Below are 14,425 nucleotides of genomic sequence, written 5' to 3'. Positions count from 1 at the left end.
TTTGAAGTTGACTTTGACTTTGAAGTTGACGTTGACTTTGACTTCGAAGTTGATTTTGACGTGGATTCTGAAGTTGAATTTGAAGCTTGAAATAACCTCCAACAACCCATCCCCTACGCCGCACACCCCATCATCTGCCGCTGCCGGTATTCCCCTGGCGCCACGCCAGTCCATTTCTTGAACGCCCGGTGAAACGTGCTCGGCTCCGAAAACCCCACCCTTAACGCCACCTGCTGCAACGGCAGGTCGGTATGTTCGAGAAAGCCGATGGCGGCGTCGCGCCGCAGGCTGTCCTTGATGCTCTGGTAGCCGCGGCCTTCGTCGCGCAGGCGGCGGCGCAGCGTCTGTGGGGTCAGGCGCAGGGTTTCGGCCATCTGTTCGAGCGAGGGGAGTTCGCCGTCGAGGTGGCCGCGCAGGTGGCGGCGGATGCGCTCGGCGAGGCAGGAGTCGTCGCGATAGCGGGTCAGCAGGTTGCGCGGGGTGTCGCGCAGGAAGGCTTGCAGGCTGGCGGCGTCCTGCACCACGGGCAGGCGCAGCCAGGCGGCGTCGAAATGCAGCGCGGTGTGCGGCTGGCCGTAGCGGACCTGGGTGTTGAAGACGCGCTCGGTGTCGCTGCGCCGCGCGCTGCCGCGTGGCGCGGGCGGTGGCGCGGCGAGGTCGACGCCGGCCAGCGGGATGCGCCGGGCGGCGAGCCAGTTGGCCACGCCGTAGGCCTGGAAGGCGAAGGTGGATTCGGCGTAGAGGCGGCATGGCGTGGCGGGCGCGCGCGGCAGCAGCAGCAGGGTGGCGCGGCCGTCGTGCTGCTGCAGGCGGGGCACGAAGTCGTGCAGGTGCAGCCGGTATTGCTGCAGGCCGACGCGCAGCGCGTCTTCGAGCGTGGCGCAGTGGATCAGCGCGCGGCAGGCCTGGGCGAACACGCCGGGCGCCAGCGGCCGGTTCAGCAGGCCCCAGAACTCGTCGCGCGTGACGCGGCGCATGGCGCGCATCAGCGCGGCGAACTGGTCTTCGCTCACGCGCGCGCTGGGCGATTGCAGCAGCGCGGCGGGGATGCCGGCGCGGCGCAGCAGGGCGTCGATGTCGCAGCCGAGGCGGCGCGGTCCCAGCAGGATCTGCTCGACCTGGAGCACGGCGATGGTGTGGCGGGCCGGCGGGCCGTGCGGCGCCGCCCGCAGCGGGCGGGAAGCGGCCGGCACCGCTGGCGGCACGGACGCGCCCGCGCCCGAAGCGACGATATGCATGGTCTCCTCGTCCTCGTTGCCGCAGCCCTGGCGGCCGGATGCTGCGGCGCGGCATGAGCGCGCGGGCTGGCGGGTCTGGCGGGATGCCGGGTCTGCGCCAGCTTATGGTGGCTTATGGTGGCTCATGGCGGCTCATGGCGGCTCATGGCGAGCCTGTCGCGCCAGTTAGCCCGATGCGCCGGCGCCGCGCAATCCGGATTTACCAAAGGCAGGCTTTTCCCTGAGCGATTCGGCCAATCATTTTGGGCCGAATGGTCATTGTCCACGCAGCGCAGCATCGCGCAATCTCGTTGCCTGGGCATGGGACCGGGGGAGGGAGCGGGATGCAGGCTGATCGTCGCAGGATCTTGTCGTGGCTGGGCGCGGCGCCGCTGGCGGCCGGCGGCATCGGGCCGTGCGGCCCGGCGCTGGCGCAGGGCGCGGGCGGCAACTGGCCGGGCCGGCCGGTGCGGCTGGTGGTGCCTTACCCGGCCGGTGGCGCCACCGACGTGCTGGCGCGCGCGCTCGCCGAGCCGCTGGGCAGGGCGTGGGGCAAGCCCGTGGTGGTGGAGAACCGCCCGGGCGCGAGCGGCATGATCGGCGCCGACGCGGTGGCCAAGGCCGAGCCCGACGGCCACACCGCGCTGCTGACCATCACCACGCTGGTCCAGGCGCCGAGCCTGTACGCGAAGGCGCCGTTCGACCCGGTGCGCGATTTCGCGCCGGTGTCGCAGCTCGGCACCACCAGCCTGGTGTTCGCGGTGCACAACTCGGTGCCCGCGGCCACGCTGGCGGAGTTCATCGCGCTGGTGAAGTCCCGGCCGCGCCAGTTCAGCTACGGCTCGTTCGGCACCGGCTCGAGCGGGCATCTGTACGGCGAGGTCTTCAACGACGCGGCCGGGCTCGACCTGACCCATGTCTCGTACAAGGGCGAGGCGCCGGAGATCAACGACCTGCTCGGCGGGCAGGTGCCGGCGGCCGTGATTTCCGTGATGGGCGCGCGCCCGCACGTGGCCAGCGGCCGGCTGCGCGCGCTGGCCGTGACCGGCCCGGCGCGCGCGCCGCAGTTGCCGGACGTGCCGACCTTCCGCGAAGGCGGCATCGCGGGCATGGATTCGATGGGCTGGTTCGGCCTGCTGCTGCCCGCCGCGGCGCCACGCGCGGTGGTGGAGAAGTTTTCCGCCGACGTCAACCGCGTGCTGGCCGTGCCGGCCGTGCGCGGGCGCATGGGCGAGATGGGCGTGGTGCTTTCGGGCAGCACGCCGGACGCCTTCGCCGACACCATGCGCAGCGACTACGCGCGCTGGGGCCAGGTGATCCGCACCCGCAACATCCGCCTCGACTGATGCCGCGCCGGCGGCGGCCGGCGCCTTTTTCTCCTACCCGTGTTGCCATGATGCAAGCCGATTCCTTTTCCATGCCTCCCTGCCGCTCGCCGTTCTGGCCACCGGGCCTGCCGGCGCAGATCCAGGTGCCGCGCACCAGCCTGGCCTACAACGTGGAAGTCGCCGCGCGGCGCTACCCGGACAAGACCGCGATCCGGTTCTTCGGCAACGCCATCAGCTACGCCAGCCTGCAGGCGCAGATCGGGCGCATGGCGGGCTACCTGCAGCAGGCGTGCGGCGTGGCGCCGGGCGACCGCGTGCTGCTGTTCAGCCAGAACTGCCCGCAGTTCATCGTGGCCTACTACGCCATCCTGCGCGCCGGGGCGGTGGTGGTGCCGGCCAACCCGATGTGGCTGACCGCGGAGCTCGAGCACGTGGTGGCGGACAGCGGCGCGGTGGCGGCCTTCGTCGCCGCCGAGCTGTACGCGCGCATCGCGCCGCTGCACGGCGCGCGGCTGCCGCACGTGATCGCGCACCAGTACGGCGACATGCTCGCCGCCGCCGACCGTGCCGACCGCGCCGACCGGACCGACGCCGGGGTGCCGGCGTGGCTGCACGAGCGCGCGCCGCTGCCCGCCGGCGCGCCGGCCGGCGCCACGCTCGTGCCGTGGACGCAGGCCGACGCCGCCGGCCTGAGCCCCGGCCCGGACGAGGCCGGCTACGACACCTTGTGCATGCTGGCCTACACCTCCGGCACCACCGGCCATCCGAAGGGCTGCATGCATACGCACGGCACGCTGATGAGCGCGGCGGTGGGCTCGCAGCGCTGGCGCGGCGCCCTGCCGGACAGCGTGACCTTGTCGGTGGCGCCGATGTTCCACCTGCTCGGCATGCAGAACGGCATCCACGCGCCGCTCTACCTGGGCGCCACCATCGTGCTGCTGCCGCGCTGGGACCGCGCGCTGGCAGCAGACCTGATCGAGCGCTACCAGGTGACCACCTGGGGCGCGCCGCCGGCGATGCTGGTGGATTTCTTTTCCCAGCCCGGCATCGCCGGGCGCGACCTCTCCAGCCTGTCCTACCTCGGCGGCGGCGGCGCGGCCATGCCGGACGCGGTGGCGTCGATGCTGCAGGAGCGCTTCGGCCTGCCTTACGTGGAGGCCTACGGCCTGACCGAGAGCGCGGCCTTCCTGCTGTCCAACCCGCGCCACCGGCCCAAGCGCGAGTGCCTGGGCATCGCCACCTTCGGCGTGGACGCGCGCGTGATCGACCCGCACACGCTGGCCGGGCTGCCGCAGGGCGAGCTGGGCGAGATCGTCACGCACGGCGCGCAGATCATGCTGGGCTACTGGCGCAATCCGCAGGCCGACGCCGAGGCGTTCGTCGAGATCGACGGCAAGCGCTTCCTGCGCACCGGCGACCTGGGCTTCATGGACGAGGAAGGCTATTTCTTCATGCGCGACCGCCTCAAACGCATGATCAACGCCTCCGGCTTCAAGGTCTGGCCCGCCGAGGTGGAGAACCTGCTGTACGGCCATCCGGCCATCCACGAAGCCTGCGTGATCGCCGCGCGCGACGCGCGCCGCGGCGAGACCGTCAAGGCGGTGGTGGCGCTCAAGCCCGCCGCGCGCGGCACGCCCGAGGCCGGCGCCGAGCAGATCATGGCGTGGTGCCGCGAGCGGCTGGCGGCCTACAAGGTGCCGCGCATCGTCAGCTTTGTCGACGCGCTGCCCAAGTCGGCCACCGGGAAGATCCAGTGGCGGGCGCTGCAGGAGCAGGAACAGGCGGCGCCGGTCCGGCCCGCGGACTGAGACGCGCGGCAGGACAACGCACCGGAAAGCACACCAGAGCACACCAAGCGAATTGGGGGAGACAACGATGAAGACAACGCGGCGAGCCTGGCTGGGCCAGGCGGCGGCACTCGGCGGCGGCGCGCTGCTGGGCGGCTGGCGGCGGCCGGCGCGGGCGCAGGGCGGCTATCCCGCCAGGCCCATCCGCATGGTGGTGCCGTACCCGGCCGGCGGCGGCACCGACACCGTGGCGCGCATGATCGGCCAGCGCCTGGCCGAGGCCTGGGGCCAGCCCGTGGTGGTGGACAACAAGCCCGGCGCCAGCGGCATGCTCGGCAACGACATCGTCGCCAAGGCGGCGCCGGACGGCTACACGGTGCTGCTCGGCATCACCGCCATGATCCAGTCGCCAAGCCTGTACAAGCGCATTCCCTACGACGTGGCGCGCGATTTCCAGCCGGTCTCGCTGCTGGCGCGCTCGTCCGACCTGTTCGTGGTGCCCAACCGGGTGCCGGCCGCCACGCTCGCCGAGTTCGTGGCGCTGGCCAGGGCCAGCCCCGGCAGGTTCAGCTACGGCTCCTACGGCAACGGCACGTCCTCGCACCTGCACGGCGAGCTGCTCAAGATGCAGGCCGGGCTGGATCTGGCGCACATCCCGTACAAGGGCGCCGCGCCGCTGATGAGCGACGTGCTGGGCGGGCAGGTGGACTCGGCCTTCGTCGATGTGACGTCCGCGAACAGCTATTTAAATAGCGGGAAATTCCGCATTCTCGCCATCACCGGCGCGCAGCGCTACAAGTCGATCGCCGCGGTGCCCACGTTCGCCGAGGCGGGTTTTCCCGGCTTCGAGCCGAGCGGCTGGTTCGCCGCGTTCCTGCCGGCGCGCACGCCGCGCGAGATGGTGGCGCGGATGTCGGCCGAGGTCGGGCGCATCGTGCGCCAGCCGGACATCGCGCAGAAGCTGGCGGCGATGGGCCTGCAGCCGGTAGGGTCGTCGGCCGAGGAACTGGCCGCCGTCATCGCCACCGACACGCCGAAGTGGGCCCGCATCGTCCAGGACGCGCACATCCAGCTGGACTGAGCGCCGGCGCTTGCGTCAAAGAGCATCAATCGATACATCGCAGCCGCCGTGCTTCCTGCCGCGGCCGAACCCCGGCGCCGCGGGTGTTGCGGCGCAGCACCGGCGGCTTCCGCCCCGACGACATTTCCCGGAGAACACCAAGATGAAGAGCACGGACAAGAACATGGCGATGGCGGCCCGCAAGGTGCCCTGGATGAACGAGGAACTGACCCTGTTCCAGGACACCGTGCGCCGCTTCGTCGAGCGCGAGCTGGTGCCGCACGAAGCGCGCTGGGCCGAGCGCGGCTACATCGACCGCGAGGTCTGGAACCGCGCCGGCGAGGTCGGCCTGCTGTGCGCGAGCATCCCCGAAGCGTACGGCGGCGGCGGCGGGAACTTCGCGCACGAGGCCGTGATCTGTAACGAAATGGCGCGCGCCATCGCCACCAGCCTCGGCAATGGCGTGCACAGCGGCATCGTGGCCCATTACTTGCTCAACTACGGCACCGAGGCGCAGAAGCGCAAATGGCTGCCGCAGATGGCTTCCGGCGCGATGGTAGGCGCGATCGCCATGTCGGAGCCCGGCGCGGGCTCGGACCTCAAGTCGGTACGCACCCGCGCGGTGCGTGAAAAGAACCAGAACGGAGACGTCTATCGCATCAACGGTGCAAAGACCTTCATTACCAACGGCTACCACGCCGACCTGGTCTGCGTGGTGGCCAAGACCGATCCCGGGGCCGGCGCGCGCGGGGTCTCGCTCATCATGGTCGAGACCCGCGACCTGCCGGGCTTCCGGCGCGGCCGCATCCTGGAAAAAATCGGGCAGAAAGGGCAGGACACTGCCGAGCTGTTCTTTAACGACGTGTGCGTGCCGGCGGAAAACCTGCTCGGCGCCGAGGAGGGACAAGGCTTCTATCAGCTGATGCAGCAGTTGCCGCAGGAACGCATGATCATCGCGCTGGGCGCGGTGGCGAGCATGCAGCGCGCCATCGAGCTCACCACGGACTACGTGCGCGAGCGCCAGGTGTTCGGCAAACCGCTGATCGATATGCAGAACACGCGCTTCAAGCTCGCCGAGTGCAAGACCGAGGCAACCATCGCCGCGACCTTCGTCGACGACTGCATGATGCGCCTGCTCGCGGGCGAGCTCGATGCCCCCACCGCGGCGATGGCCAAGTGGTGGTGCGCGCAGAAGAACTGCGACATCATCGACGAATGCCTGCAGCTGCATGGCGGCTACGGCTACATGCTCGAATACCCGATCGCGCGGATGTACGCCAACGCCCGCGTGAGCAAGATCTACGGCGGCTCCAACGAGATCATGAAGGAGCTGGTGGCGCGCACGCTGTAGGGCGTGCGCCGCCGCGCGGATGCGTGCCGGTGCGTGCCGGATGCGCAGCGCGCGGCGGCCCCTCATGCCGACGCCTTAGGACGTTGGCGGTAGTGCTGTCCGCAATGCCGCGCGGGGCGTGCGTTGCAAAATCGCAAGCGTGGTTGTGGTTACAAAACCATCTATGCACGCGGCGCGGGAAAGGTGTAATGTGTGTCACAAGACATGGTCCAAATGCCCGTCGCGAGTGGGGCCGGGAGCAGCAGTACGGAGACCTGCCTGTCGTCGCGCGGTTGCACGCGCACCTGCAAGACACGGGCGTGAAGTTGGTCAACCGGCTCTTAGCCTTCGCCGTTATTTGACTATGATGAAGTAAAGGCCTCGCAACATGGCCAGCACCGCCAAGCCGGGGTGGCGGAGTTGCAAACGCTGGCGCGGGATCTTTTGATGCAGCAGATGTGCCTTCGCCTCGGACGGGAATCTGACGGGAGTGAGGTATGGACATTTTCGGCCACTACGCCACACGCTTCGAAGCTCGCAAGGAAGAGGAATACAGCATCCAGGAGTACCTGGATATCTGCAAGAAGGACCCCTCCGCCTACGCGACCGCCGCCGAGCGCATGCTCGCCGCCATCGGTCAGCCCGAACTGGTGGATACCCACCACGATCCACGGCTGTCCCGCCTGTTCTTCAACAAGGTCATCAGGATCTATCCGGCCTTCCGCGAGTTCTACGGCATGGAGGACACGATCGAGCAGATCGTCTCGTTCTTCAAGCATGCCGCGCAGGGACTCGAGGAACGCAAGCAGATCCTCTATCTGCTCGGGCCTCCCGGCGGCGGCAAGTCCTCGCTGGCGGAGAAACTCAAGGTGCTGATGGAGCAGATCCCCATCTACGCCCTGAAGGGCTCGCCCATCCACGAATCTCCGCTCGGGCTGTTCTCGCCCGAGGAAGACGGCAAGATCCTGGAAGAGGACTACGGCATCCCGGTGCGCTACATCAACACCATCGCCTCGCCGTGGGCGGTGAAGCGCCTGCACGAGTTCAACGGCGACATCACGCGCTTCCGCGTGGTCAAGCTGCGCCCCTCGGTGCTGTCGCAGATCGCCATCTCCAAGACGGAGCCGGGCGACGAGAACAACCAGGACATCTCCTCGCTGGTCGGCAAGGTCGATATCCGCAAGCTCGAGGATTTCCCGCAGGACGACCCGGACGCCTACTCGTATTCCGGCGGGCTGTGCCTGGCCAACCGCGGCCTGCTCGAGTTCGTCGAAATGTTCAAGGCGCCGATCAAGGTCCTGCACCCGCTGCTGACCGCGACGCAGGAAGGCAACTACAAGGGCACCGAGGGCTTCGGCGCGATCCCGTTCGACGGCGTCATCCTGGCGCACTCGAACGAGGCCGAGTGGCAGACCTTCAAGGCCGACAAGAACAACGAGGCTTTCCTCGACCGCATCTACATCGTCAAGGTGCCGTACTGCCTGCGCGTGTCGGACGAGGTGAAGATCTACGACAAGCTGCTGCGCAGCAGCTCGCTGGCGGCCGCGCCGTGCGCGCCCAACACGCTGAAGATGATGGCGCAGTTCGCCGTGCTCACGCGCATCAAGGAGCCGGAGAACTCGAACATCTTCTCCAAGATGCGGGTGTATGACGGCGAGAGCCTCAAGGACGTCGACCCGAAGGCCAAGTCGTACCAGGAATACCGCGACTACGCCGGCATCGACGAAGGCATGAACGGGCTGTCCACGCGCTTCGCCTTCAAGGTGCTGTCCAAGGTCTTCAATTTCGACAACACCGAGGTGGCGGCCAACCCGGTGCACCTGCTCTACGTGCTCGAGCAGCAGATCGAGCGCGAGCAGTTCCCGCCGGAGCAGGAAGCCAAGCTGCTGTCGTACATCAAGGAGTACCTGACCACGCCGTTCGTGGAGTTCATCGGCAAGGAGATCCAGACCGCCTACCTGGAGTCCTATTCCGAATATGGACAGAACATCTTCGACCGCTACGTGGTGTTTGCCGACCTGTGGATACAGGACCAGGAATATCGCGACCCGAATACCGGCGAGATTCTCGACCGCAACGCGCTCAACGACGAACTCGAGAAGGTGGAAAAGCCCGCGGGCATCTCCAACCCCAAGGACTTCCGCAACGAGATCGTCAACTTCGTGCTGCGCGCGCGGGCCAACAACGCGGGCAAGAACCCCGCGTGGACCAGCTACGAGAAGCTGCGCATGGTGATCGAGAAGCGCATGTTCTCCACCACCGAAGACCTGCTGCCCGTGATCTCGTTCAACGCCAAGTCCTCCCGCGAGGACCAGGACAAGCACGCGAACTTCGTCAACCGCATGGTCGAGAAGGGCTACACGGCGAAGCAGGTCCGCCTACTTGTGGAGTGGTACTTGCGCGTCAGAAAATCATCGTAACGGCGCCTGGACGAGGCCTCTCCAAGAGGGCAAGCATATGGCCACGGTCATCGATCGGCGCGAGAACGGCGGCAACAAGAGTGCCGTCAACCAGCAACGCTTCATCAAGCGCTACCGCGAACAGATACGCCAGGCGGTAGCGAAGGCGGTGTCCGGCCGGAAGATCATGGACATCGAGCAGAGCGGGCAGGTGTCCATTCCGGTCAAGGACATCTCCGAGCCAGCCTTCCACCACGGCCAGGGCGGCCGGCGGGAGTGGATCCACCCGGGCAACAAGAAGTTCGTGCGCGGGGACAGCTTCGACCGCCAGCAGCAGGGCGCGGGCGGAGGCGGCTCGAAGGCCAGCGACTCGGGCGAGGGCGAGGACGATTTCGTCTTCACGCTGTCGCGCGAGGATTTCCTCAATTTCTTCTTCGAGGACATGGCGCTGCCCGACATGGCCAAGCGCCACCTTGCCAAGATCGCCGAGGTCCGCAAGGTGCGCGCCGGCTTTTCCATCGACGGCACGCCTTCCAACCTTTCCATCCTGCGCACCATGCGCAGCTCGCTCGGGCGCCGCATCGCGCTGTCCAGCCCCTACCAGAAGAAGCTCACCGTGCTCGAGAAGGAGTACGGCGAGGTGCTGGAGCAGGACGGCCCGTATTCCGCGCGCGCGCTGGAGCTGATGAAGGAGATGCGCCACCTGCGCGCCTGCGTGGAGCGCGTGCCCTTCATCGAGAAGCTCGACCTGCGCTACAACAACCGCGTGCTCAAGAAGCGCCCGCAGGCGCAGGCGGTGATGTTCTGCCTGATGGACGTCTCCGGCTCGATGGACGAGAGCCGCAAGGATCTCGCCAAGCGCTTCTTCATGCTCTTGTACCTGTTCCTCAAGCGCAACTACGAGCGCATCGACGTGGTGTTCATCCGCCATCACACGGTGGCCAAGGAAGTCAACGAGGAGGACTTCTTCCATTCGCGCGAGTCCGGTGGTACGGTTGTGTCCAGCGCGCTCAAGCTGATGGTCGAGGTGATCCACGACCGCTATCCCGCCAGCCAGTGGAACATCTACTGCGCGCAGGCGTCGGACGGCGACAACTGGGCGGGCGATTCGGAGTTGTGCGGGCGCCTGCTGCGCGAGTCCATCCTGCCGCTGGTGCAGTACTACGCCTACGTCGAGGTGGCCTCCGAGGAACCGCAGAATCTCTGGGAAGAGTATCTGTTGGTAAGGGACCGGCATGAGAACTTCGCCATGCAGCGCATCATCGGCGCGGAGGAAATCTATCCCGTGCTGCATGACCTGTTCCAGAAGAAGGCGGCCTGGCCGGCGGGCGTGCGCTGAAGCGCGCGCGCCGTCGCTGCCACTGCCCGCGCGGGAGAGGCGCGCCGCGCGAGGGTTGATGAGGTCGATGAGGCTGACAAGGCCGGCAAGGCCGACGAAGCCGACAGGCAGGTTTTCGTTTCACCCGCAACGGGGGTCGTAAATGGCTTATCTCTCCACCGGCTCGGAGTGGACCTTCGAGCTGATCAACCGCTATGACCGCGAAATCGCCCGCATTGCCGGCGACTTCGGCCTCGACACCTATCCCAACCAGATCGAGATCATCACCGCCGAGCAGATGCTCGATGCCTACGCATCGTCCGGGCTGCCGGTAGGCTACAACCACTGGTCCTACGGCAAGCACTTCCTGGCCTCGGAGCGCAGCTACCAGCGCGGCCACATGGGGCTGGCCTACGAGATCGTCATCAACTCGAACCCCTGCATCGCCTACCTGATGGAGGAGAACACCATGCCCATGCAGGCGCTGACCATCGCGCACGCCTGCTACGGCCACAACTCCTTCTTCAAGGGCAACTACCTGTTCCGCACCTGGACCAACGCGGACGCCATCATCGACTACCTGCTGTTCGCCAAGAACTACGTGGCCGAATGCGAGCAGCGCTACGGCGAGCAGGAAGTGGAGCTGCTGCTCGACTCCTGCCACGCCTTGCAGAACTACGGCGTGGACCGCTACAAGCGGCCCAAGAAGCTCTCCATCGCCGAGGAGCAGGCGCGCCAGACCGAGCGCGAGAATTACCTCCAGATGCAGGTCAACGACCTGTGGCGCACGCTGCCCAAGCACCGCGCCCACGCGCTCGAGGACGACGAGGGGTTCGAGCGCGAATCGGCCTTCCCGCCCGAGCCGCAGGAAAACCTGCTGTACTTCATCGAGAAGAACGCGCCCAAGCTCGCGCCGTGGCAGCGCGAGATCGTGCGCATCGTGCGCAAGATCGCGCAGTACTTCTATCCGCAGCGCCAGACCAAGGTCATGAACGAAGGCTGGGCCACGTTCTGGCACTACACCATCCTGCACCAGCTCTACGAGGAAGGCCTGGTCAACGACGCCTTCATGATGGAGCTGCTGCAGGCGCACACCAACGTGATCTACCAGCCGCCGTACAACAGCCCGTACTACAGCGGCCTGAACCCGTACACGGTCGGGTTCCTGATGTTCCAGGACCTGCGCCGCATGTGCGAGAACCCGACCGAGGAAGACTACCGCTGGGCGCCCGAATTCGCCGGCAGCGACTGGCGCAAGACGCTCGACTTCGCCATGCGCAACTTCAAGGACGAGAGCTTCCTGCTGCAGTTCCTGTCGCCGCGCGTGATCCGCGAGCTCAAGCTGTTCTCGGTGCTCGACGACGACCGCGAAGGCAAGCTGCGCGTGACCGCGATCCACGACGACGAGGGCTACCGCAACATCCGGCAGCTGCTGGCCAACCAGTACGACCTGTCGAACATGGAGCCCAACATCCAGATCACCAACGTGGACGTCGGCGGCGACCGCTCGCTGACCTTGCGGCACCTCCAGAACGAGCGCCGCCCGCTGGCGCAGAACTTCGACGAGGTGATCCGCCACGTCACGCGGCTGTGGGGCTTCACGGTGCGGCTGGAGGTGGCCTACGAAGACGGCCGGCGCGAATCCAAGTTCGAATGCAAGCCGGAGCGCCGGCACCGCAAGGCGGCCTGAGAAGTCGTTTCAAAAAGATCCTGGCGTCGTTGCGCGGCACGGCAAGTACTACTTGTACTGTCTGCGGCCGCGCGCCCAGCCAGGACCGCTTCGCTTCATGTTGAAACAACGTCTAAAGCGGTTTGAGATGGTGGCGGCGCTCGGGACGGATGGTCAGAACTGGTAATTGACCGACAGGTCCGCCGAGAACGTGGTGGGCCGCTGCACGACCGGGCTGTCGGCGGCGGCGCCGACCAGTTGCGAGATGCTCGCGTCGGCGGTGATGAACCAGTGCTTGTGCAGGAACCACATCGCGCTCAGCCCCGCGCCGTAGGACTTGATGCCGGCGCCGACATGGTGCTGCGCGAAGCCCGAGCGCGCCGATTGCGCCGCGCTCACGCCGAACCACGTGTCCATGTAGCGCGAATCCGCGAAGCTCACGCTGGGCCCGGCGAACCAGTAGAAGTGCTCCGAACTGCCCGGCAGCGGCAGGTAGGCGCCGAGATCGCCGATCCAGCCGTCGGACCCGCCCAGCGCGCGCCGCGCGTTGGCGCGGATCACCAGCGGGAATTCCTTCGAGACCACGTAGTCGACGAACAGCTTGGCCTCGGGCGCGAAGTTGATGTTGCCCATGCCGTGCAGGTGGGCGTGGTCGTCGGCCTCGCGCCGCCCGAGGTTGTAGGTGATGGCCAGGCCGGCGCGCAGGTGCGGCGTGCTGACCGCGTTGACGCCGATGCCCTCGCCGGTGGAGGCGAAGAACAGGTCGCGGTAGCGCACGTCGAGCGTGGCGCCCGCGAGCACGTGGTAGCTGGAGGCGCCATCGTAGCGCGGCCGGTAGATGGCCGCCGCGCCGACGCGCACGGCCCATTCCGGTATCTCGGGCTCGAACATCTTCTCCAGCGGGATGCCGGCCGAGTACTGCCACTCGGGCGCGGGCGAAGGCGTCTGCGCCCGCGCGCCGGCTGCCAGGACGGCCAGCGCCAGCAGCAGGAGGAGCAGCAGGAGGATTCGCCGCCATGCCGCGGCACGCGCGGGCGTTGCTCGAAGTATCGACACATCAGCCTCCGTATCCCGGCCAGCGGGAGACACCGAATCCGTGGATGGGCCGCAACGGCGGCGCCGGCGCCAGGCGGCAATCAGCGCGGTGGTGAATACGCCAATGATATGCCGCCAGCCCATCCTTTCATCGTCCGGAGGCCTGCAAAATCGCCTCGGATCCCACGCGCGTGTAGGAGGAAAGCTGATTCGCACGCCAGCCCACGCCCGGACCGCGCGTGGGCTGGCGCGTCGCTACGCCACTAAGCCACTAAGCCGCCTCCCCGCTCCAGCGCCGCGCCAGCGCGACCGCGCCGTCGGCGGGCCCGGCGCAGACGGCTTCGCCCACCACCCGCCCCCAGTAGGTCTCGGAGCCGTCTGCCAGCCGCCACGCATGCAGGCGGCGCGTGTAGAGCTGCAGGTCGTATTCCGCGGTGATGCCGATGGCGCCGTGCACCGCGTGCGCGATGGCCGTCACCGGCGTGACCGCCTCGCTGGCGTTGAGCTTGCCGATGGCCGCGCGCAGCGGGTCCGGCTGCCAGGCGTTGAAGCGGCCGCCGCCGGCGCAGGCCAGCTGCGCGGCCATGCGCGCGGCGGCGACGTGCTCGGCCATCACGCTGATCTGGTGCTGGATCGCCTGGAACTTGCCGATGGCGCGGCCGAACTGCTGGCGGTCGTTGGCGTATTGCAGCGTGAGCTCGAACATCCGGGACATGGCGCCGGCCATCTGCGCGGCGTGCACGCAGGCGCCGATCTCGCGCAGCGCGCCGGCCGGCAGCGCGAACGCGCCGGGGCCGTCCGGCGCCGGGCGCGCCAGCGCGACGGTCAGGTCGGCCGGCACGCCGGTGGCGGACACGCGCGCCTGCGCGCGCGGCAGCAGCACGCAGCGCGTGCCGTCCTGCACCAGGAACCATGCCGCGTGCGCGCCGCCGGCGGCCAGCGCGGTTTCGGCGCCGTCGTCGAAGGCGGCCAGCGCGACCGGCTCGGCCGGCACGGCGTGGCCGGCGGCGTGCAGCAGCGCGCGCGCGAACATGGTCTGGCCCAGCGGCAGCGGCAGCGCATGGCGGCCGAGCGCGAACAGCACCGGCGCCAGCTCGGCCAGCGGCAGGCCGGCGCCGCCGGCTTCCTCGGGCAGCAGGCAGTCGGCGAAGCCGCTGTCCCGCAGGGCCTGCCACAGCGGCAGGGGATCGCCGCCGTGCTCCACGGCGCGCACCACGGCGGGCGTGCAGCAGTCGCGCAGCAGGGTGTCGAGCGCGTCGGAATAAGCGTTGTGCATGGAGGG

The 14,425-nt window shown here is 68.0% G+C and carries 10 protein-coding genes; 7 read left to right on the top strand and 3 right to left on the bottom strand.

The features are described from left to right. Positions 1-113: 113 nt before the first annotated feature. Entirely contained in the window at positions 114-1,238 is a 1,125-nt protein-coding gene (locus KF708C_RS33425) for an AraC family transcriptional regulator (protein ID WP_059416100.1), read from the bottom strand. Positions 1,239-1,561: 323 nt separating this feature from the next. Between KF708C_RS33425 and KF708C_RS33420 the strand changes: the two genes are divergently transcribed. The 7 genes from KF708C_RS33420 to KF708C_RS33390 all read left to right on the top strand — a co-directional run bounded on the left by KF708C_RS33420 (position 1,562) and on the right by KF708C_RS33390 (position 12,129). Then, positions 1,562-2,563 carry a Bug family tripartite tricarboxylate transporter substrate binding protein gene (locus tag KF708C_RS33420; protein WP_059416098.1) on the top strand — a complete coding sequence of 334 codons (1,002 nt, stop codon included), beginning with the start codon at positions 1,562-1,564 and terminating at the stop codon, positions 2,561-2,563. Between the two features lie 71 nt (positions 2,564-2,634). Beyond that, positions 2,635-4,353 carry a long-chain fatty acid--CoA ligase gene (locus KF708C_RS33415; protein WP_370552891.1) on the top strand — a complete coding sequence of 573 codons (1,719 nt, stop codon included), beginning with the start codon at positions 2,635-2,637 and terminating at the stop codon, positions 4,351-4,353. A gap of 67 nt (positions 4,354-4,420) precedes the next feature. After that, positions 4,421-5,413, top strand: a complete 993-nt coding sequence (locus tag KF708C_RS33410) for a tripartite tricarboxylate transporter substrate binding protein (RefSeq protein ID WP_020205984.1) — start codon at positions 4,421-4,423, stop codon at positions 5,411-5,413. A 142-nt stretch (positions 5,414-5,555) separates the two neighbouring features. Then, the gene (locus KF708C_RS33405; RefSeq protein WP_059416096.1) at positions 5,556-6,743 is read left to right on the top strand and encodes an acyl-CoA dehydrogenase family protein; all 1,188 of its coding nucleotides are present in this window, start codon (positions 5,556-5,558) and stop codon (positions 6,741-6,743) included. Between the two features lie 476 nt (positions 6,744-7,219). Continuing rightward, positions 7,220-9,142: a PrkA family serine protein kinase gene (locus KF708C_RS33400; protein WP_020205986.1), complete on the top strand. Its 1,923-nt coding sequence runs from the start codon at positions 7,220-7,222 to the stop codon at positions 9,140-9,142. A gap of 37 nt (positions 9,143-9,179) precedes the next feature. After that, the gene (locus tag KF708C_RS33395; RefSeq protein ID WP_020205987.1) at positions 9,180-10,460 is read left to right on the top strand and encodes a YeaH/YhbH family protein; all 1,281 of its coding nucleotides are present in this window, start codon (positions 9,180-9,182) and stop codon (positions 10,458-10,460) included. 142 nt (positions 10,461-10,602) lie between these two features. Next, the gene (locus KF708C_RS33390; RefSeq protein ID WP_020205988.1) at positions 10,603-12,129 is read left to right on the top strand and encodes a SpoVR family protein; all 1,527 of its coding nucleotides are present in this window, start codon (positions 10,603-10,605) and stop codon (positions 12,127-12,129) included. A gap of 153 nt (positions 12,130-12,282) precedes the next feature. On the opposite strand, the gene KF708C_RS33385 is transcribed toward KF708C_RS33390, so the two are convergent. Both KF708C_RS33385 and KF708C_RS33380 read right to left on the bottom strand, forming a co-directional pair. Continuing rightward, entirely contained in the window at positions 12,283-13,164 is an 882-nt protein-coding gene (locus KF708C_RS33385; protein WP_059416094.1) for a MipA/OmpV family protein, read from the bottom strand. 250 nt (positions 13,165-13,414) lie between these two features. Further along, a complete protein-coding gene (locus tag KF708C_RS33380; protein ID WP_059416093.1) occupies positions 13,415-14,419 on the bottom strand; it encodes an acyl-CoA dehydrogenase in 1,005 nt (334 codons plus the stop codon). Positions 14,420-14,425: the final 6 nt, after the last annotated feature.

Origin of the sequence: Cupriavidus basilensis (assembly GCF_000876015.1) — a bacterium.
GTDB classification, from domain to species: domain Bacteria; phylum Pseudomonadota; class Gammaproteobacteria; order Burkholderiales; family Burkholderiaceae; genus Cupriavidus; species Cupriavidus basilensis_B.
This window is presented reverse-complemented; position numbering and strand designations above follow the sequence as displayed.